Source organism: Paenibacillus sp. Y859 (genome assembly GCF_056786405.1).
On the sequence record NZ_JBXCIZ010000010.1, the window covers coordinates 125634 to 146477 of the forward strand.

General features: G+C 42.7%; 18 protein-coding genes and 1 rRNA gene. 1 reads left to right on the top strand and 18 read right to left on the bottom strand.

Annotated features, from left to right (window positions below; all coding sequences use genetic code 11):
* The first annotated feature begins 119 nt into the window (after positions 1-119).
* Positions 120-956, top strand: a complete 837-nt coding sequence (locus AC1TO8_RS18265; protein ID WP_482057056.1) for a YitT family protein — start codon at positions 120-122, stop codon at positions 954-956.
* 812 nt (positions 957-1768) lie between these two features.
* Here the strand turns inward: AC1TO8_RS18265 and purD are convergent.
* The 18 genes from purD to rrf form a co-directional block, all read right to left on the bottom strand.
* Entirely contained in the window at positions 1769-3034 is a 1266-nt protein-coding gene (gene purD, locus AC1TO8_RS18270) for a phosphoribosylamine--glycine ligase (RefSeq protein ID WP_482057057.1), read from the bottom strand.
* Between the two features lie 91 nt (positions 3035-3125).
* Positions 3126-4673, bottom strand: coding sequence for a bifunctional phosphoribosylaminoimidazolecarboxamide formyltransferase/IMP cyclohydrolase (gene purH, locus AC1TO8_RS18275; protein WP_482057058.1), 1548 nt, complete (start codon positions 4671-4673; stop codon positions 3126-3128).
* Positions 4674-4766: 93 nt separating this feature from the next.
* Positions 4767-5387, bottom strand: coding sequence for a phosphoribosylglycinamide formyltransferase (gene purN, locus AC1TO8_RS18280; RefSeq protein ID WP_482057059.1), 621 nt, complete (start codon positions 5385-5387; stop codon positions 4767-4769).
* Entirely contained in the window at positions 5387-6427 is a 1041-nt protein-coding gene (gene purM, locus AC1TO8_RS18285) for a phosphoribosylformylglycinamidine cyclo-ligase (protein ID WP_482057060.1), read from the bottom strand. Before purM ends, purN begins: the two co-directional genes overlap by 1 nt.
* Before the next feature lie 305 nt (positions 6428-6732).
* Entirely contained in the window at positions 6733-8241 is a 1509-nt protein-coding gene (gene purF, locus AC1TO8_RS18290; protein ID WP_482057061.1) for an amidophosphoribosyltransferase, read from the bottom strand.
* A complete protein-coding gene (gene purL / locus AC1TO8_RS18295; RefSeq protein ID WP_482057062.1) occupies positions 8226-10469 on the bottom strand; it encodes a phosphoribosylformylglycinamidine synthase subunit PurL in 2244 nt (747 codons plus the stop codon). The genes purF and purL overlap by 16 nt, the downstream gene beginning before the upstream one ends.
* Positions 10447-11136 carry a phosphoribosylformylglycinamidine synthase subunit PurQ gene (purQ, locus tag AC1TO8_RS18300; protein WP_482057063.1) on the bottom strand — a complete coding sequence of 230 codons (690 nt, stop codon included), beginning with the start codon at positions 11134-11136 and terminating at the stop codon, positions 10447-10449. Before purQ ends, purL begins: the two co-directional genes overlap by 23 nt.
* Before the next feature lie 4 nt (positions 11137-11140).
* Positions 11141-11386: a phosphoribosylformylglycinamidine synthase subunit PurS gene (gene purS, locus AC1TO8_RS18305; protein WP_482057064.1), complete on the bottom strand. Its 246-nt coding sequence runs from the start codon at positions 11384-11386 to the stop codon at positions 11141-11143.
* A gap of 33 nt (positions 11387-11419) precedes the next feature.
* Positions 11420-12307: a phosphoribosylaminoimidazolesuccinocarboxamide synthase gene (locus tag AC1TO8_RS18310; protein WP_482057065.1), complete on the bottom strand. Its 888-nt coding sequence runs from the start codon at positions 12305-12307 to the stop codon at positions 11420-11422.
* A 41-nt stretch (positions 12308-12348) separates the two neighbouring features.
* Complete coding sequence (gene purB / locus AC1TO8_RS18315) at positions 12349-13644, bottom strand: adenylosuccinate lyase (protein WP_482057066.1); 1296 nt, start codon at positions 13642-13644, stop codon at positions 12349-12351.
* A gap of 4 nt (positions 13645-13648) precedes the next feature.
* The gene (gene purK, locus AC1TO8_RS18320; RefSeq protein ID WP_482057067.1) at positions 13649-14836 is read right to left on the bottom strand and encodes a 5-(carboxyamino)imidazole ribonucleotide synthase; all 1188 of its coding nucleotides are present in this window, start codon (positions 14834-14836) and stop codon (positions 13649-13651) included.
* The gene (purE, locus tag AC1TO8_RS18325) at positions 14833-15318 is read right to left on the bottom strand and encodes a 5-(carboxyamino)imidazole ribonucleotide mutase (protein WP_482057068.1); all 486 of its coding nucleotides are present in this window, start codon (positions 15316-15318) and stop codon (positions 14833-14835) included. Before purE ends, purK begins: the two co-directional genes overlap by 4 nt.
* 255 nt (positions 15319-15573) lie before the next feature.
* A complete protein-coding gene (locus tag AC1TO8_RS18330) occupies positions 15574-16008 on the bottom strand; it encodes a universal stress protein (RefSeq protein ID WP_482057069.1) in 435 nt (144 codons plus the stop codon).
* Positions 16009-16050: 42 nt separating this feature from the next.
* On the bottom strand, positions 16051-16314 hold the full coding sequence (locus tag AC1TO8_RS18335) for a DUF1294 domain-containing protein (protein ID WP_482057070.1): 264 nt from the start codon (positions 16312-16314) through the stop codon (positions 16051-16053).
* A gap of 114 nt (positions 16315-16428) precedes the next feature.
* Entirely contained in the window at positions 16429-18561 is a 2133-nt protein-coding gene (locus tag AC1TO8_RS18340) for a DNA topoisomerase III (protein WP_482057071.1), read from the bottom strand.
* Positions 18562-18585: 24 nt separating this feature from the next.
* Positions 18586-19314 (bottom strand): acyl-[acyl-carrier-protein] thioesterase, encoded by a 729-nt coding sequence (locus tag AC1TO8_RS18345; RefSeq protein WP_482057072.1) that lies wholly within the window; start codon positions 19312-19314, stop codon positions 18586-18588.
* Between the two features lie 12 nt (positions 19315-19326).
* A complete protein-coding gene (locus AC1TO8_RS18350; protein ID WP_482057073.1) occupies positions 19327-20550 on the bottom strand; it encodes an MFS transporter in 1224 nt (407 codons plus the stop codon).
* A 176-nt stretch (positions 20551-20726) separates the two neighbouring features.
* Positions 20727-20843, bottom strand: a 5S ribosomal RNA gene (gene rrf / locus AC1TO8_RS18355).
* Between the last annotated feature and the right edge of the window lies 1 nt (position 20844).

A 20844-nucleotide genomic window follows, 5' to 3' on the forward strand; every position in this document is an offset into this window, starting at 1 on the left:
TAGGCAATAAATATTATTGACATATGTATCATAGAGAGTTACGATTTATTCTTTGCAACTTGTAAAATATAATATTATTACATGAAAGTCACATTGAATACAACAAAGGCGGCTATTACATGAAAAAGAAAATTATCGATATCGCATTTATTATGTTAGGAACTTTTCTGTTCGCGTTAGCAGTTAATCTGTTCGTTATCCCGAATGAATTGGGAGAGGGTGGGGTTACAGGTTTAACCATTATCTTTTACTACCTTTTCCAATGGTCCCCTGGATTAGTCAACTTGATTATCAATTCTTTCTTACTCATCGCTGGTTATAAATTTTTGGACAAACAAACGACGATCTATACTATTATTGCAGTACTATTCAATTCCCTCTTTCTACATTTAACCGAGAGCTGGAATATCTCCTCCAGTGAATTAATCGTTAACGCAATCTTCGGAGGTATCTTTACAGGCGCTGGGATCGGAATCATTATACGTGTTGGGGGCACAACTGCTGGAACGGCGATTCTTGCAAGAATGACCAATAAATATCTCGACTGGAATATAAGCTACTCTTTATTATTTTTCGATTTAATTGTTGTTTTCTCTTCTTACTTCATTATTGGAGCAGAAAGTCTGATGTTCACGATTATCATGCTATATGTGGCGACAAAGGTCATGGACTTTATCATTGAAGGTCTCAATCCGAAGAAAGCCGTTATGATCATCTCAGAAGAACAAGACCAAATTGCTGAGAGAGTTACTCTGTTCATGGAACGCGGAGTTACTGTTCTCTCGGGTCATGGCTACTACACCAAAGCTGCTAAAGAAGTTCTTTATATTGTTATCAGCAAGCAGGAAGTTTCCACTCTCAAGAAGATTGTTAAAGCAATTGATATCAACGCTTTTGTAACGATTCATGATGTACGTGATGTATTCGGGGAGGGTTTTGTTGATCTTTCGAAATAAATACTGAAAAAGCACTTATAAAATTGTATACTTAAGCGCTACGATGACGGCTCATTCTTACGATCGCTGTTGAAATAGGATTTCTTGATTATATACACCATCAGCGGTAGAAATCCTATTTTGAGCATACTCTTTCGAAGTAGCTTTCCTACGGAAAGCTTGTAGGCGAGCGCTTCGCTTCTACAGAACGATTCCGTCCTCTCCGCTAAGTATTACAAGTTTAATAATCACTAGTTTTTCAGCTATACTATTTGCTCAATCTCTATATCTAAAGAGGCCTTCCTGCTTTCGGTGGGACTTCTTAACCATACCTGTTGATTAACCAAATAACGGATCGCTAATAGATGCCAATTGTACACTTAAATTTGACCAATTTTCATTTAACCTCAGTTTAGTTGTAAAAAGGACATCTAGTTACTGTGAATCCCCTACTTTTAACTATTCCCCATATTTTAACTGCATATATGCGTCTATTTCTCTCTACTCTCCCTCTTTTCTCTAAATAAGTGTACTTCGTACAACTGCTCCACTCACTTCTGTCTTCCGTCATAGGTAAGCCTATTTTTGGAGTCTACTTTCACCATTATATGCTTTTCTATCGCATGAATGGACTTCAATGGGATGCATGCGATGACATCGTAATAACTATCCGTCATCATAGCTATGCCTACGCAAGTAAATCTAAAGAGGCCTTCCTATTACCAGGAAGGCCTCTTTTTTTTATGATCTATTCATTAGATCTATATATATTGGTAATCCGCTCTTGTTCCCCCGATATTACATCACATGTTACTCTATCTAATCCTTCTCAACTACAGAAGTGCTTTGGCTGCAATGTCCGAACGTAGTTGCTTGCCTTCAAACTCAATATAAGCCGCTTCTTCGTACGCCTTAGCACGAGCACTGGCAATGTCTTGTCCTAGACCGACAACGCCTAGAACACGCCCCCCATTCGTTACCCACTCGCCTGCGGCATTCTTAGCAGTACCCGCATGGAATACGAGTGCATCCTTCACATCGTCTAGTCCATGAATAGCGATACCTTTAGGATATGATGCAGGGTAACCACCTGATGCAAGCACCACACATACCGCGGCTTCGTCGCTCCATTGTATCTCGATGTCTGCCAGTGTTCCGTTCACAGCAGCCATCATGATCGCAAGAAGATCACTCTTCAACCTTGGTAGTACGACCTGCGTCTCAGGATCTCCAAAACGAGCATTGAATTCAATCGTCTTCGGTGTTCCATCTGGAGAAATCATCAACCCCGCGAACAATATTCCGCGGAAAGAACGTCCTTCGGCAACCATTGCCTTAGCCGTTGGCTTGATGATCTTTTCGATGGCTTCTTCGATAATTGCCGAATCAATATGTGGAAGTGGAGAATATGTTCCCATTCCACCTGTATTAGGCCCTTGATCATTATCGAATACCTGCTTATGATCTTGAGCGGCAACCATCGGTCGAACCGTTTCTCCATCTACAAATGCGAGAATCGACATTTCTTGACCCGCAAGAAACTCTTCGATCACCACATGACTTCCTGCATCGCCAAATACTTTACTCACCATAATGTCATATAGTGCAGTTTCGGCTTGCTCCATATCAAAGGCAACCGTAACACCTTTGCCTGCTGCCAATCCATCTGCCTTAATCACGATAGGAACCTGCTGAGTCAGTAAGTATGCCTTAGCATCCTCGTAGTTGTCGAACTTCTCATAAGCCGCTGTCGGAATATGATATTTATGCATTAAATCCTTCATAAATGTTTTACTTCCTTCAATCGCTGCTGCATTTTTACGTGGTCCAAATACCGGAATACTCTCCGCTTCAAATGCATCCACAATACCATCAACTAATGGATCATCAGGACCAATGACAACGAATCCAATGTTCTTCTCTTTCGCAAAAGCAGTCAGAGCGTCGAACTCATTTACAGCAATAGGTACGCATTCAGCTAACGTTCCTATTCCAGCATTCCCCGGCGCGCAGTATATGCGTCCAGCCTGCGGGCTCTTCGCAAGCGCCCATATGATGGCATGCTCACGGCCCCCACCGCCAACGACTAATATATCCATGTTCGCACTCCTTTTGATTACCTTTTTGTATTTAGAGGTTATTCAAAAAGTCACCTTTTGATCAAGAAGTGACTTTTTGAACTCACACTATCTAGTGTTTAAAGTGACGTACTCCTGTGAATACCATCGCAATGCCATACTCATTCGCAACTTTAATCGACTCTTCGTCTTTGATCGATCCACCTGGTTGAATAATAGCTGTAATTCCGGCTTTAGCCGCAAATTCAACCGTATCTCCCATTGGGAAGAAGGCATCAGAAGCGAGCGCCGAGCCTTTAGCCTTATCTCCAGCCTGCTCAATCGCTATCTTCGCTGAACCGACACGATTCATCTGTCCTGCACCTACACCAACGGTCATATTATCCGCTGCAAGTACAATGGCATTAGACTTCACATGCTTAACTATTTTCCATCCGAACAACAGTTGCTTTAATTCATCCTCGGTTGGTTGACGATCTGTAACGACCTTCAAATCTGATACATCAACAGAATGAATATCGCTCTCTTGAACGACCATTCCACCATCAATAGAAGTGAATAGGAATTGTCCAGTACGCTCTTTAGATGCGCCGAATTCACCCATTTTTAACAGACGAATATTTTTCTTCTTCGTTAGAATTTCAAGAGCTTCAGGCGTGAAGTCAGGTGCAATAATAATTTCTAAGAAAATCTCTTTCAGAAGTTCCGCTGTATCTGCATCAATCGTACGATTCGCTGCTACAATCCCACCGAAGATGGAAGTCGGATCTGCATTGTAAGCTTTTTGATAAGCCTCATACACATTACTTCCCGTTCCAACACCACATGGGTTCATATGCTTAACCGCTACAACTGTTGGCTCATCGAATTCCTTCACGATTTGCAAGGCAGCATTGGCATCATTAATATTATTATAAGATAATTCCTTACCATGAAGCTGTTCAGCCGTCGTGAGCGTACCTTGTGGAGCTAATGGTTTACGGTAAAACGCTGCTTTTTGATGCGGATTCTCACCGTAGCGTAAATCTTGTATTTTCTCATATGTCACTGTTAGACGTTCTGGTAGTGGATCTCCAGTTACATTCGACAAATAATCGGAGATTAGGGCGTCGTAAGCCGCCGTGTGGCGGAACACTTTTGCCGCAAGCCGTTTGCGTGTTTCCAGTGTCGTATCTCCATCCTTGCGGATTTCCTCAAGCACTGAACTATAATCGCTAGAGTCGACAACTACACTAACAAAGGCATGGTTCTTAGCACCTGAACGGAGCATAGTTGGTCCGCCAATGTCAATGTTCTCAATAGCTTCTTCATACGATACGCCTGGTTTAGCAATGGTTTCTTGAAAAGGATACAGGTTCACGACAACAAGGTCGATATACCCAAGATCCAATTCCTTCATCTGTTGTTGATGTTCCACGTTATCACGTACAGCCAATAATCCGCTGTGTACGGCTGGATGCAATGTTTTAACTCGACCATCCATAACTTCCGGGAACCCCGTAACTTCTGAAATTCCGATGACTGGAACGCCTTCTTTTGCAAGTAGACTGCTTGTTCCCCCAGTCGAAATAATCTCCACTCCTAATGCAGACAGTTCGCGGCAAAAATCCACGATGCCCTGTTTATCCGACACGCTGACTAACGCTCTTTTTATACTCACGAATTGGATCCTCCTTATATATGTGATGGATTGTAATATTTCCCGAGAAATATCGACATGCCTTGCACACTCATATCTGTTGATGAATCGACGTTATTTATACGGTAATATCGTTACCTGTCTGTCGTTTAGCAGTACACGTCCCTCTGCAAACCATGACACAACTCGCGGATACAACTCCTGCTCTATCGAATGTATCTCTTTAGCAAGTGAATCCACACTTGCCTCTGGCATAATTTCGACACTTTGTTGAGCGATAATAGAACCTGTATCCATTCCACCATCTACGAAATGAACAGTAGCTCCTGTCACTTTTACACCATAGGTGAGTGCTTGTTGAATGGCATTCGTCCCAGGAAAAGATGGCAGTAATGATGGATGAATGTTAATAATACGCCCAGCATATTTGTCTACCATGATAGATGTCAACAGACGCATATAGCCAGCTAACACGACTAACTCTATATTCAGCGCTTCTAACTGCTCCACGATCTCTGCTTCATACGCTTCACGTGAAGAATAAGACTTAGGCATGAATAAGTGAACAGGTATCCCCGCATCACGTGCACGCTTAACAACCCTTACCTCAGGCTTATCGCACACTAACAATTCCACCTTAGCACCGCCGAGCAATCCTGCTTTACTAGCATCTACAAGCGTCTGAAAATTACTTCCTTCTCCTGAAGCAAATACAGCAATCCGGTAGTGATCCATTACACCTCAGCCCCAGTGAAAGTTACGATGGATTCTCCTTCGTTCACACGGCCAATAATATATGCGTCTTCTCCATTACTCTTCAAAATAGTAAGTGCTTCAGCTGCATCTTCTTCGCGTACGATAATTACCATACCGATTCCCATATTGAAGGTAGTAAACATATCGCGATTCGTAATATTTCCTTTATTCTGCATTAATTCAAATATCGGTAGGATCGGCCATGAACCATAGTCAACATCAACGTTTACGTTATCTGGTAGCATACGTGGGATGTTCTCAATAAATCCACCACCCGTAATATGAGCCATACCTTTGACTTTCAGCTTCTCTATCAAAGCAAGCAAAGACTTCACATAAATCTTGGTTGGTATCAGCAATGTATCTCCTAATTTTCCACCAAGTTCAGTGATTTCATCATGTAGATCATATCCTGCTTCTTCTAGAAGAAGCTTCCGTACTAAGGAGAATCCATTGCTGTGTACACCACTGGAAGCAAGCCCAATGACAGTGTCCCCAGGAGCGATAGTAGAACCATTAATGATATTCTTCTTATCGACAATACCTACTGTAAATCCAGCAATGTCATATTCACCTTCTGAATACATACCAGGCATTTCTGCAGTTTCACCACCTGTTAATGCACATCCTGCTTGATGACATCCTTCAGCGATTCCAGCTACGATGGCTTCAATCTTCTCAGGCACCACTTTATCGCACGCAAGATAGTCGAGGAAGAATAGCGGTTCTGCTCCTTGTACAACGATATCATTCACACACATCGCTACAGCATCAATCCCAATCGTGTCATGTTTATCCATGGCAAAAGCAATCTTCAACTTTGTACCGACACCATCCGTACCTGATACTAATACAGGCTCTTCGTATTTATCCTTATTCAGACTGAATAAAGCGCCGAATCCTCCAAGATCCGTCATCACTTCTGGACGCATTGTGCGCTTCACATGCTTCTTCATTCGTTCTACCGCTTCGTTCCCTGCCGCGATATCTACCCCTGCTTTTTTGTAAGCTTCAGACACTTGTAATAACACTCCTTCCCAAATTAGCAATCCATTTTATAGAGGTTGTTCAAAAAGTCACCTCTTGATCACGAAGCATACCAAGAAGCGTATTCGACATCGAATATTGAATTCAGCCGGTCCTAGCATATGCTTTCGAGGTATGTTTCCTTCGGAAACATTTCAGGTGCTCACGTAGGTACTGCCTACGCTCCGCTCCTCATTCCCTTGCTTCATCCAATCTTCTGAGGCGTTTCGAAGAAACGCAGCATCGTAAGCCTATACTTTAGTGCTGAAAATCCGACTTTTTGAACTCCATTTTATATTCAACATCCACATCCGCCTTTTTCCTCACCACCGAAATCCAACGTCGTTGGATAATCGTTATTGAAGCACGCGAGACATAACCCACCACTCGGATCACTTGCATTATCTCCGCCTACGGCGCTAATGAGTCTCTCTGCACTTAAAAAGGCCAATGAATCTGCATTGATTTCACGACAGATTTCCTCAACCGTCTTCCCGTGAGCAATAAGTTCCTTACGATCAGGTGTATCTATTCCGTAGTAGCATGGATTCTTAAACGGTGGTGAAGTAATCCGTACATGAACTTCAGTAGCCCCCGCTTCACGCAACAGGTTCACGATACGAAGGCAAGTCGTACCTCTGACGATAGAATCATCGATCATAACGACGCGTTTCCCCTCGACTACTCGGCGAACGGCACTAAGTTTCATCTTGACGCCTTGTTCACGTAGTTCTTGACTCGGCTGAATGAACGTACGACCTGTATATTTATTCTTGATTAGACCAAGTTCATATGGGATTCCGGTCTGTTCAGCATATCCAATAGCGGCTGAAATGCTCGAATCTGGTACTCCAGTTACAAGATCAGCATCAACGAAAGCCTCTAAAGCCATCTGGCTTCCCATTCTTTTACGTGCAGCATGTAGATTCGAACCGTTGAGGTCACTGTCAGGACGAGCAAAATAAATATACTCCATCGCACATAGTGCTTTACGCTGTGGTTCAGTATAACGATCTTCCTTAAGCCCTTCCTTATCCAGCACCAATAATTCACCCGGTTGTATATCACGGACAAGCTCAGCGCCTATCGTCTCAAGTGCACATGTCTCCGAAGCAAATATATAAGATTCACCTAGTCGTCCCATAGTAACAGGGCGAAGCCCATGCGGATCTGAAGCTACAATCAGTTTGTCATTTGTCATAATGAGGAATGCGTATCCACCAACGATACGTTGTAATGCTTCTTTAGCAGCCTCGACTACATCCTTAGATGAACGTGCAATCAGATGGGCTACTACCTCTGTATCACTGGTCGTCTGAAATATAGAACCACTCTGTTCTAACTCATGACGGATTTGTGGTGCATTCACGATATTACCATTCGTTGCTATAGCTAAATCACCATCACGGTACTTAAATACAAGCGGCTGTGCATTCGTTAAATGACTATCACCGCTAGTAGCGTAACGCACATGTCCAATTGACATTTTCCCAGTCAATGTAGCCATTCTATCTTTATCAAATACTTCCTTCACAAGTCCCATGCCACGATGATAGTTGAACTCTTCCCCATCAGCCACACACATTCCGCAACTTTCTTCCCCACGATGTTGTAGTGCGTGTAAACCATAATAGGAGAGTGAAGCAGCCTCCGGATGATTAAATACTCCGAAGACCCCACATTCCTCTTTTAACGTGTCAAAAATATCATCCTTGCCCGTGCCTTCATTATAAAAGTCTCCCGTCCAAAGAGGATGGGAAGTGGATGGTGCGGACAATAACTTAGCAGATGTTATTTCATGAGACATGGAATCGCGTCCTTCCAAACCTGCTTAAAGGATTGTACAGATTCATTCACAGCGGATACTCCGTTAATATCAATACTTAGGTTGCTACCTTCTACCGTACCAATCTTCACCACTGGAACACCGTGGCCTTCGATATAAGCCTGTAATTGCTCTGCCTTATCAGGAGATGCAGATAACAGAATACGTGATTGGCTCTCACTGAATAATGCGAAATCAGATCGAAGGTCCGTCGTGATATTCACTTGAGCACCTAGTCCTCCACTAATACAAGACTCAGCAATAGCTACAGCAAATCCACCTTCGGATAAATCATGTGCAGATTGGACTAATCCACTCTGAATTCCCCCGAGTACAGAAGCAAGTAGTTTCTTCTCCACTTGTAGATCAAGTGCTGGAGGACGTCCCTCTGCTACGCCATGTAGAATAGTTTGGAATTCACTGCCTCCAAGTTCAGCATGAGTATCCCCAAGAAGTAGAATAACATCTCCTTCTTTCTTAAATCCTTGTGTCGTAATGTGATCGGTATCATGCACTAGACCAACCATACCTACAACAGGTGTTGGATAGATAGATCCATTGGCATTCTCATTATATAGACTCACATTCCCACCGATAACTGGCGTACTCAATTCACGGCAAGCTTCTGCAATACCATCTACCGCACGTTCCATCTGCCAGAAAATTTCCGGTTTCTCTGGGTTACCGAAGTTCAAGTTATCTGTAATTGCGATTGGCTCTGCCCCTGAACATACGATATTTCTTGCTGCCTCACTAACCGCAATCTTACCTCCCACTTCAGGGTCAAGATAGACATATCGACCATTGCAGTCCGTTGTCATCGCTAGACCTTTACGAGTACCGCGAATCGTTATAACTGCAGCATCCGAACCTGGGCGAACCGCAGTATTCGTACGCACCATATAATCATATTGTTCATATACCCACGCTTTGCTTGCCACACTTGGTGAGGATAGAATCTTGCTCAGTGCCCCACTAAGATCTGTGACTTCGTCATATCGAAGGGTATCAATTTTATCACTATTTACATAATAATCAGGTACAGTCGATGGCTTGTTATACACTGGGCATTCATCTACCAATGCTGTAACAGGCATATCACCCACTACTTGATCTTGATGTATAAGCTTCAGACGTCCATCATCCGTTACCTTCCCCACTTTGGCACAAATAACGCCCCAACGTTCAAATATCTCTAGAGCTTGCGCTTCATCCTTTGGCTCAACAACGAATAGCATACGTTCTTGTGATTCTGATAGCATCATTTCGTAAGGAGTCATACCCTCTTCACGTTGTGGCACTTCATCCAAGTACAGTTCTAATCCATTACCCGCTTTACTCGCCATCTCCGCACTTGAACATGTTAATCCTGCAGCTCCCATATCTTGAATACCGACCACGATGCCGCTATTAATCAATTCTAGACATGACTCCATCACCAGCTTCTCCATGAATGGATCGCCTACTTGAACTGCCGTACGGTTCGCTTCTGATTCTTCACTAAGTTCAATCGATGCGAATGTAGCTCCATGAATTCCATCGCGGCCCGTTGGAGGACCTACGTAGAATACTGGGTTACCTACACCCTTTGCCACGCCACGCTGGATTTTATCATGATCAATAAGTCCAATACACATCGCATTTACAAGTGGATTGCCCTCGTAACTCTCATCGAATACAACTTCGCCACCTACCGTTGGAATACCGATACAGTTACCATATCCAGCAATTCCCGAAACGACATGTTCGAATAAATACTTCACACGATCACTTTCTAATTTTCCGAAACGTAATGAGTTCAACAAAGCTACTGGTCTAGCACCCATTGAGAATATATCACGTATAATTCCACCTACGCCTGTTGCAGCTCCTTGATAGGGTTCAATGGCTGAAGGGTGATTATGGCTCTCAATTTTGAATACAACTGCTTGGTTATCGCCAATATCTACGATCCCTGCACCTTCACCAGGACCCATTAGAACACGTGGTCCAGTCGTTGGGAAACGACGTAGCAATGGCTTTGAATTCTTATATGCGCAATGCTCTGACCACATCACACTGAATACACCAATTTCGGTATAGTTCGGTTTGCGACCCATGAATCCACAGATCAATTCGTATTCGCTATCCGACACACCCATTTGATGATATATTTGTTGCTCCGCAATTTGTTCTACGGTTGGTTCCTTAGCGGACACTTGCTGTACCATGTGTATCCCTCCATGACGTTAATATTGATGTAAACATACGCTTTCCGTCCTCTGAACCTAATAGAGTATCTATAGCCCGCTCTGGATGGGGCATCATTCCAACCACGTTACCGCGTTCATTACAGATTCCAGCAATATCTGCTAAGGAACCATTCGGGTTATCACCATACGTAAATACGATTTGATTATTTAACTTCAACTTTTCAAGAGTTTCTTCATCACAGTAATAATTCCCTTCACCATGGGCAATTGGAACGACTATGTCCTCATTCTTACTATATCCATGTGTAAAAGGGGTCTCGTTATTAACTACCTTCAATACTGTATCATGGCAACGGAATTTCATCGACTTATTGCGAAGAAGTGCGCCTGGTAACAACCCAGCTTCCGTTAGAATCTGGAATCCATTGCATATCCCAAGAATGAACTTTCCTTGCTCAGCCGCTTTAGCAACCTCAGCCATAACAGGTGCGAAACGCGAAATTGCACCACAACGTAAGTAATCTCCATATGAGAAACCACCAGGAACAATGATACAATCGTACGCAGAAAGATCTGTAGCCGTGTGCCATACATACTCAACAGACATACCAACTGTATCTTCCACCGCTTTATAACAGTCAATGTCACAGTTAGAACCCGGAAATACTAAGACAGCAAATTTCATGATATTAACCCTCCAATTCGTAACGGTAATCCTCGACTACCGTATTGGCTAGTAACTTCTCGCACATAGCCTTTAAGCGTACTTCAGCTTCAGCACGGTCATCCGTATCTAAATTAACTTCCATATATTTACCAATACGTAAACTTTCGACTTCTTGGAAGCCGATCGAATGAAGTGCCCCTTGAACAGCAACCCCTTGCGGATCCAATACACCTTTTTTAACAGTCACATACACCGTAGCTTTAATCATGATTCAAAATTCCTCCTCAGAATGTCTTATCTATTATTGTGGTTCTGTTAATCTGCGATAAATGTCCAAATACCTTCTGGTAGTCTCTTCAACCACTTCGTGTGGAAGCGGATCAGGCTTACTATTCTTGTCCCAAGACGAGGATGCTAGATACGATCGGACAGGCTCTTTATCCATACTGTCAATCTCACTATCTAGTTCATACTTGTCTTTAGCCCAGAAACGGGAACAGTCTGGGGTAAAGATCTCGTCAATAAGGATTACCTCACCATCTAACAGCCCGAACTCGAACTTACAATCTACTAGAATAATTCCCCGTTGATCACAATACTCATGAGCGAAATTATATAGTTTCAAGCTCTGTACTTGCAATTCAAGTGCAATTTCTTCTCCTACCAATTGTTTCATCGTATCGAATGAAATATCCTCATCATGACCGACATCATTCTTAGCTGCTGGTGAGAAGATAGGCTGATCAAGCATTTCATTCTTGCGCATTCCATCCCGAAGTTTAATTCCATTAACCTCACCAGACTCTTGATACTGTCGCCAACCGCCACCCGTAATATATCCACGCACAACGCATTCAATATCGATACGCTTTGCTTTACGAACAACCATGATACGATCTCTCAGCTGTTCCTTATCCTTGATAATATCACCAAGTTGTTCAACATCCGTATGAATGACATGATTCTTCATAAGTTCAGCCGTCTGATCAAACCAGAAAGCACTTAACTGATTCAAGATATTCCCTTTGCCAGGTATTGGCGGATCAAGAACATAGTCAAAAGCAGATATACGATCTGTCACTACGATTAGAACATGTTCCCCCAAATCATAAAGTTCACGCACCTTGCCTTTATACAACAGTGGAGCGTCAACAAGTTCCACCGCAGTGGATACAGCCCTTGATGTCATGTCCTTTCACCTCACTTCCAGCCTTTAACCTATCTATCAAATCAAGCTAAACCTAGCTTTGTGAAAATAGTATCTACATGCTTCAAATGCCAGCTCGGATTGAATGCATCTTCGATATCTTCTACGCTGAGCACTTCTGTAATTTCTGGTGTAGATTCGATAATATCACGGAATTGACGCTGTTCTTCCCATGCCTGCATTGCACGAGGCTGAACTGTATCATATGCTTGTTCCCGGCTAAAGCCTTTGTCAATTAGCTTCGTTAGCACTCTCCCTGAGAATGGCACCCCGAAGGTACGAGCCATATTACGTTTCATATTGTCAGGGTATACCGTCAAGTTCTTCACTATATTACCGAAACGATTCAACATATAGTTCAACAACATCGTAGCATCCGGAAGAATGATTCGTTCTACTGAGGAGTGAGAGATATCTCGTTCATGCCAAAGCGTTACATCTTCGTACGCAGTCACCATATGACCGCGAATAACACGGGAAAGACCTGAAATATTCTCACACCCAATCGGATTTCGCTTATGTGGCATCGCAGAGGAACCCTTTTGCCCTTTAGCGAAAGCTTCTTCAACCTCGCGAACTTCACTTTTTTGCAACGCACGAATCTCCGTAGCGAACTTGTCCAATGACGTAGCGATCAGTGCTAGTGTTGCCATATATTCAGCGTGACGATCACGTTGTAAAGTTTGCGTCGATATCGGCGCTGCAGTCGTTCCTAGCTTCTCACATACAAATTGTTCTACAAAAGGGTCAATATTGGCGTATGTTCCAACTGCACCAGACATCTTACCAAATTGTACCCCATTAGCCGCATGCTTGAATCGTTCTAAATTACGTTTCATTTCCTCGTACCATAAGGCTATCTTCAGACCAAATGTCGTTGGTTCTGCATGCACACCATGGGTTCTACCCATCATCGCCGTATCCTTATAAGCTATAGCTTTATCTTTCAGAATTTCTATGAAATTCATTATATCCTTTTCGAGTATCTCATTGGCTTGGAGTAACACATATCCGAGAGCAGTATCAACAACATCAGTAGAAGTTAGCCCGTAATGGACCCATTTACGTTCTTGTCCAAGACTTTCAGACACAGAGCGGGTGAAGGCGATGACATCATGGCGTGTTTCCTGTTCAATTTCATAGATACGCTCGATATCAAACTTTGCATTCTGGCGAAGTAGTACAGTATCTTCCTTTGGAATAACTCCCAGTTCAGCCCATGCTTCACAAGCACAAAGTTCTACTTCTAACCAAGATTTAAATTTATTCTCTTCGGTCCATATGGCTCGCATTTCCGGTCTACTGTAACGTTCGATCATGTTATTAGTTCCCCCAAATATTCGTTTGTTCCACCCAATCAAGCCCGTCCTGTACATCCTTGCACAATAAATTGATATGACCCATTTTACGATTATCCTTACTTTCCGTCTTACCATACAGATGAAGCTTTGGAATAATGCCTAATTCCATCGCTACCTCATCTCGTACTCCCACTCTCCCGATAACCGAGTCCAAATGTTGACCGAGAATATTTACCATGACTACCGGACTCACTAACGTAGTGTCTCCCAATGGAAGATTACATACAGCACGTACATGCTGCTCGAACTGCGAAGTCATACTTGCTTCCATTGTATAGTGTCCTGAGTTATGCGGACGTGGGGCTAATTCATTCACATACAGTGTTCCGTCCTCTGTGACGAACAATTCAACAGCTAGAAGCCCAACAACACCCATGTTCATTGCTACTGCTTCAGCAAGACGCTTAGCTTCCTTCTGTACCTGTGCAGTTATTCTACCAGGCACAATGGATACATGCAGTATATTGTTAATATGAATATTTTCTGAAATCGGAAAGCTCTTTACTTCACCATTTGGGCTACGTGCTACAATGACTGATATTTCACACTGGAAGGCAATGAATTTCTCAAGTACCAATTCTCTGCCAGATGCGGCAAGTTCATTATAAGCACCTTCCAATTGATCCTCACTTCTAATGACGACTTGCCCTTTACCATCATACCCGCCTGTCGTTGTCTTCAACACGGATGGATAACCTAAGTCTCCTATCGCTTGCCGTAGACTATCCATTCCTTCAATGACGCGATAGGGTGCTACGGGAACTCCAGCCGCTTCAATAGCCCTCTTCTCACGTACACGATGCTGTGTCGTGTACAATAGCTCACTTCCTTGAGGAACATAGGATTCCTTCACTAGTATTTCTGCAACGCCTGCGTCCACGTTCTCGAACTCATACGTGATCACATCCGAAGCATGAGCCAATTTGCGCGCGGCATTCACATCATCATACTCGGCTACAATCTGCTGAGCCACATCACTACTTGGTGATTGTGGTGTTGGATCCAGTGTTACGAATCGATATCCCATCGCTGTACCTGCAAGAGATATCATCCGACCCAACTGTCCCCCGCCTAGAATACCAATTGTGCTTCCTGGTAGCAAAGTTTTGGACATTTCGTTAGAATGACCTTTCTCTAACTCCTTACTCATAGATCATCACTGCTTTCTAACACTTCATCCCGTATAGCATCCCTACGGAGTTGCACACGCTTCTGAACCTCTGGATGAAATATCCCAATGATCTGAGCGGCGAGTAATCCTGCATTAGTCGCTCCTGCTTTACCAATAGCCACGGTTGCCACAGGTACACCACCAGGCATTTGTACAATGGAGAGTAATGAATCTAACCCATTCAACGCTTTCGATTGAACTGGAACCCCAATCACCGGAAGGATCGTCTTCGCAGCCACCATACCTGGAAGATGGGCCGCGCCTCCTGCCCCAGCAATAATAACCCGAATCCCGCGCCCAGCAGCTTCTTCTGCATAGGTGAACATTAGATCAGGTGTACGATGAGCCGAGACTACTTTTTTCTCATAACTAATTTGAAGTTCCTCTAGCATTTGACAAGCGAATTGCATCGTTTCCCAATCCGATTTACTGCCCATAATAACAGCGACCTCTGGTAACATTCATTCAACCCACTTTCCATAGGAATCATTTCTTCTCTTCTATATTCAGACTAGATAATTAATCTTTGATATTCTGATTTCTTATTACTCATGCTTAGTTTAACAATGTATCTCCCACAATGTCAACTTAAACACGAACATTTATGGGATTCAAAATTTAATTGTTCGTGTTTTTTCGTTTTGCACTCTTTATTAAAACCTATAAAGCCAGCTCACCCTAATCATTAAGGTTTGCTGGCTTTATAGGTTAATTATTTATTTGACAACAAGTACAGGAATTCGAGCGTGTTGGACAACATTATGACTTACACTTCCAAGTACAAATTCACGAATTCCTCCAAGACCACGACTACCAATAACGATAACATCGATGTTATTCTTTTTGGTATACTCAAGAACGACTTCAGCAGGAGCACCTTGAATCATTTCTACTGTTCCCGTTACATTGGCTGCTGCAAGAGTTAGCTTGGCTTCCTCAACCGTCTCTTCCGATAAAGCATAGTATTCCTTCGAAACTGAGGCTGGAATCGCAGCATAGGCTTCTCCAAAATATGCACGTGGAAAACCAAATACATGAATCACCGTTATCTTGGCATCGACGCTCAATTTCGATAATGCGATCGCGTGATTCAATGCCTTCTTGGACGCTTTAGAACCATCATAAGCTACTAATATATTGGAAAATAGCATGTTCTACACCTCTTTCTGAAGAATCAGAATAAAATGAACTAGCTAAACCATGAAATATCCGTACATTATAGCATTGATAAAGAGTAGAATCGGTATGCCTATTCGGAAGCTTGCATGTTTCGTCTTGTGCCGTTTGCGATACATCGCAATGATAACACCTAATGATCCTCCAATAACAGCTAGTAGGAATAGTGTTCTCTCCGGTACTCGATCTCGCCTCCTCTGGGCTCTCTTCTTGTCTTCAGACATAACCAGATAGCCCACCATGTTTATAAACATAAACCAAATCCATAGTGCAGTCCCCATCTGTTATATGTCCTCCTCTTTATCCACATTTCATTTTCCTTACACCTCTATTATAAGTCTATCTGGCTTAGGATACAATTAAGCAAACTTCCTTCATACTATTCACGAAATCATCTACCCTTTGTTTTTCTGCTCTAATGCCGCTTTTAGAAGCTCGCCTAGATTCGATCCAACAGTCTCCTGTTGGGAGTATTTATCAACCAATTTCCGTTCTTCACGTTTATTAATATGTTTATTGTCTTTGTTTACAGTCTCGGTAATCCCACATGTCAAGCACTGCACATATAATCCAGCCTTGCCTTCCTTCATGTCCATTTTCTTATGACATTGTGGGCAACGACGATTCGATACTCTTTTCTCATCAGAACGGCGATAGCCACAATCTTCTTTCGGGCAGACAAGCATTGTACCTCGTTTATTCTTCTTCTCAAGAAGCCTAGTGTTGCATTCCGGGCAATGACTGTTAGACACGTTATGAGGCTTGTACTCAACTGAGCTCCCCTTAACCCCTGCCACCAGTTCTTTTGACATACTGCGAATTCCTTTTAGGAATAAATCTGAACTTCCTTGACCTTTCGCAATCTTCTCAAGCTCCGATTCCCATTTAGCCGTCAGCTCAGGTGATCGTAACTGTGGTGATACTAATTCAATCAATTGTTTCCCTTTACCTGTGGGATGCAATATGTTATCCTTGCGCTCAATCGTATCTGATGACACTAGCTTCTCAATAATATCCGCACGAGTAGCTGGCGTGCCTAATCCATGCTTCTCCATTTGTGAGAGTAGTAACGCTTCAGTATATCGTTTCGGTGGTAGCGTCCGACCAGGACGAACGCTACAACGCTGTACTTTAACAGAATCACCTTCTTTTAATTCAGGCAGAACCGATCTTTTCTCTTGCCGGTCTGATGACTCATCTTCATCTGTATCATCTTCCACATCTCCACCGTATACTTCTCGCCAACCGATATCCTTCACAGTCGTACCTTTTGCATGAAGAAATTCATTCTCCACTTTTACCGTAACGGCAACATCATCATAACGAGCAGGTGGATAGAACAAGCTTATGAAACGACGAACGATAAGATCATACAGCTTCCGTTCCTCTGTATTAAGTAAATTCAGTAGTACAGTCTCTTCAGTAGGAATAATAGCATGATGATCACTTACCATACTATCATCTACAATTCGTTTCGTGATACTTAGATTTTTGCGCAATAATGGGCGAGCAAGTGTTGCATATGGCCCCACCGCTACACTTTCTAAGCGTTCCTTGAACGTTCCTGTCATATCTGAGGTTAGATGTCTACTATCTGTTCTTGGATAAGTAACTAGCTTATACTGCTCATAGAGACGTTGCAGTACATTAGATGTCTGCTTGGCCGAAAACCCAAAACGTCGGTTCGCATCTCGCTGAAGTTCAGTAAGATCATACGCAAGAGGATGAGGCTCTACCTTTTCTGACTTTTTAACCTTATCCATAACCCCAGTCTTACCCTGTAGCTTATTCTGTAATGCTTCAGCTTGCTTCCGATCAAACATACGGGCATCACCATTACCGCCCCTCCATGTTGCTGTGAAGTTGCCTAGTTCTACCGTAAGTGTGTCATATTCCTCTGAACGGAAATTAATAATTTCCTTCTCTCGATCCATAATCATACCGAGTGATGGCGTCTGTACTCGACCTGCCGACAACTGTGCTCCGAATTTACATGTCAACGCTCGCGTAATATTCAAACCAATCATCCAATCCGCTTCAGCGCGGCAACGGGCAGATTCATACAGTCTGTCATACTGGTTCCCTGGCTTTAATGTTGCAAAACCTTCCTTAATCGCTTTATCCGTCTGTGAAGAAATCCATAGCCGCTGAAATGGCTTGTTCCACTTCATCATTTGTAGGATCCAACGTGCCAGCAATTCACCTTCACGCGCAGCATCCGTTGCGATAATCAAGCCGCTAACATCCTGACGTCTAGCCTGATGTTGAACAATTTTGAATTGTTGGCTTGTCTCTCTCAACACTTTCAATTTCATCTTGTCCGGAAGAATCGGTAGATCTTCCAAATTCCAAGACGCAAATTTATGATCATAATCCTCAGGCTCCGCCAATCCAACAAGATGCCCAAGTGCCCAAGTTACGATATATTTAGGTCCTTCGAAATAACCTTTATGCTTCTCTTTACTTCCCATCACTCGAGCAATTTCACGAGCAACGGAAGGTTTCTCCGCTAATATTAAAGATTTCATAATGACACTCCTTTGTATGTTCCTCTATTCCATCAATCTCAGACAAGCATCGTAATAACGTATTCCCTCTGGTGACCGCCCTCTGAAATAGATAATCCCATCCGTTACATCTGAACGTAGAATATGAATAACTTCTCCCATTCGTGCTTCATGATGATACGTAATCTTGAAACCTTGAATAGACATACTATCCAATTCGTCCACGGTTAAGGCATCCATACATAAATCGGCATAACGAGCGTTATTCAAATGTCCATTGCTATCAATACCGCTGTAACGTACGGTCATAGAATAGGATTCATGTAACTCAATTTCGTCTAATATATTTATTTTGTCAGGAACCGGTCCAACCGAATCTTCTTCATTAGACTGGATATCAAACGGATACGCTGATGGTCTTAGCACTTTACGCTTAACACTATCCACCAAAACCCACGACGTACATGCCTTCGCAATCTCTTGATTATTCCCATCACATATTCTAAAATCCCTTAACCATAAAGCACCCTTTGTCCCTTTATTCCATGTCGTAATTTTAATATGCTCATTAAATATAGGTGTCCGTTCACATGTAAGATTAATCGTAGTCAACATCCAGCCCATGTTACAAGCGACCATGTCATCCCGCGAACCACCCATATTCTCAACATCACCATCTGCAGCACGTTGCATCAGACTTAATAAGATGGATAAGCGACAATTGGCTTTATAATCAATTTCATTCGAATAAATCAAATGTTCTTCCGTCCTCATATATCCCATCCGTTACACCTTCCCTTTCTTCTCCATCCAATAAAAAGCTAGTCCACTCGCACAGAGGGCGACTATTCCCGCCAATCTAAATCCACCTTCTAAACCCCACATCGAATTCGCCCACCCAGCAACAAACGGCCCTATAAACATACCAATAGCATAGACCGCTTGGTAAAATCCCATAGCAGTCGCACGCTTTGAATACTCAATTGTAGCTACAGCCTTCCCAAGTAAAAGCGGAAATATCAACCCTTGGGCAAACCCATTAAAGATCTGTGTGATACATAACCACAGGAAACTATCCGCCATAGGAATACACAACGTAAATACCGCACTTCCTATAAAACCGATGACTAATGTTATCTTTTCACCAAAACGAGTTAAAAAGTACCTTCCTGCAAAAAGTGTTGCCAATGCATGTGGAACCATGAACGAAAGTGTTAACCAAGCCAGATCATTCTTACTAGCTCCCAAACCCAATGCCTGATTAGGTGTATATCCGAACATCGTAATAAACAATACACAGTGCGCTAATATGGACAAAAAGGATACCTTAAACAGCATAGAATCCCGCATCACAGGCACTATATCCTTTACCGACATCGGTGCACGAGTTTCATCCTCTTGAATTTCTTTGAGAAAAAATGACAGCACTAAAGCGATCAGCGCTACTACTCCTCCAAGCATAAAAGGGACCTTCCAACTATACGTTTCCACTAAGTACCCACTAACCATCATACTAGAAAGCTGAGCAATAACCGTCGTGAATTGCATAATACTCATTGCCTTGGTCACTTCATTTTTAGGATAAAAGGTTGAGAATCCCACAGTGAATACAACCCATGTAGAAGCTGCAACTCCTGCGACTGCTCTAGCTGCAAATGTCCATCCCAGTTGATCCGTTAGAGCGAAACCAAAGCAACTAACCCCACTGGCCACAATACCAAGCATGATAAACGGTTTACGTTTCTTCAAATAATCAGAGCCTATTCCCAAAGGCAGCCTACATACAATCTGTACTAGACCATATACACCTAGAATCATGCCTAAGAGAGTATAGGATGCGCCCAAATGTTCAATATAAGGCGATAATATCGGGACATATATGTATGAAGAGAACCAATATAGAAATACGATGATGATGAAGAAAAACCTTTGTTGTCCGTTAGCACCCTGTTTATTTTTCCGCTTAACAGACGTATCCTCCATCTTCTGTATGTATGATCTAGTCGTCAATGTACCACCTACCCTACTGTCAGGAGTTATTAAAAAAATCATCTTATGATCACAAAGTATATCAAGAAGCGTATTCAACAACGAAAATTCAACAGGTTGAACACACACTGATTATATGATTATATCTATAAATATCAAAATAACACTACCAAATGATTGGTAGTGTTATTATTGTTGCTTGGCGACGTCCTACTCTCCCAGGACCCTGCGGTCCAAGTACCATCGGCGCTGGAGGGCTTAACGGTCGTGTTCGGGATGGGTACGTGTGGAACCCCTCCGCTATCGCCACCAAAC

Coding starts and splice junctions, on each gene's coding strand:
- AC1TO8_RS18265 (WP_482057056.1), top strand. CDS start 120: ATGAAAAAGAAAATTATCGATATCGCATTTATTATGTTAGGAACTTTT.
- purD (WP_482057057.1), bottom strand. CDS start 3,034: ATGGATATATTAGTCGTTGGCGGTGGGGGCCGTGAGCATGCCATCATA.
- purN (WP_482057059.1), bottom strand. CDS start 5,387: ATGGATCACTACCGGATTGCTGTATTTGCTTCAGGAGAAGGAAGTAAT.
- purF (WP_482057061.1), bottom strand. CDS start 8,241: ATGTCTCATGAAATAACATCTGCTAAGTTATTGTCCGCACCATCCACT.
- purL (WP_482057062.1), bottom strand. CDS start 10,469: ATGGTACAGCAAGTGTCCGCTAAGGAACCAACCGTAGAACAAATTGCG.
- purQ (WP_482057063.1), bottom strand. CDS start 11,136: ATGAAATTTGCTGTCTTAGTATTTCCGGGTTCTAACTGTGACATTGAC.
- purS (WP_482057064.1), bottom strand. CDS start 11,386: ATGATTAAAGCTACGGTGTATGTGACTGTTAAAAAAGGTGTATTGGAT.
- AC1TO8_RS18310 (WP_482057065.1), bottom strand. CDS start 12,307: ATGACATCAAGGGCTGTATCCACTGCGGTGGAACTTGTTGACGCTCCA.
- purB (WP_482057066.1), bottom strand. CDS start 13,644: ATGATCGAACGTTACAGTAGACCGGAAATGCGAGCCATATGGACCGAA.
- purK (WP_482057067.1), bottom strand. CDS start 14,836: ATGAGTAAGGAGTTAGAGAAAGGTCATTCTAACGAAATGTCCAAAACT.
- purE (WP_482057068.1), bottom strand. CDS start 15,318: ATGTTACCAGAGGTCGCTGTTATTATGGGCAGTAAATCGGATTGGGAA.
- AC1TO8_RS18330 (WP_482057069.1), bottom strand. CDS start 16,008: ATGCTATTTTCCAATATATTAGTAGCTTATGATGGTTCTAAAGCGTCC.
- AC1TO8_RS18335 (WP_482057070.1), bottom strand. CDS start 16,314: ATGGGGACTGCACTATGGATTTGGTTTATGTTTATAAACATGGTGGGC.
- AC1TO8_RS18340 (WP_482057071.1), bottom strand. CDS start 18,561: ATGAAATCTTTAATATTAGCGGAGAAACCTTCCGTTGCTCGTGAAATT.
- AC1TO8_RS18345 (WP_482057072.1), bottom strand. CDS start 19,314: ATGAGGACGGAAGAACATTTGATTTATTCGAATGAAATTGATTATAAA.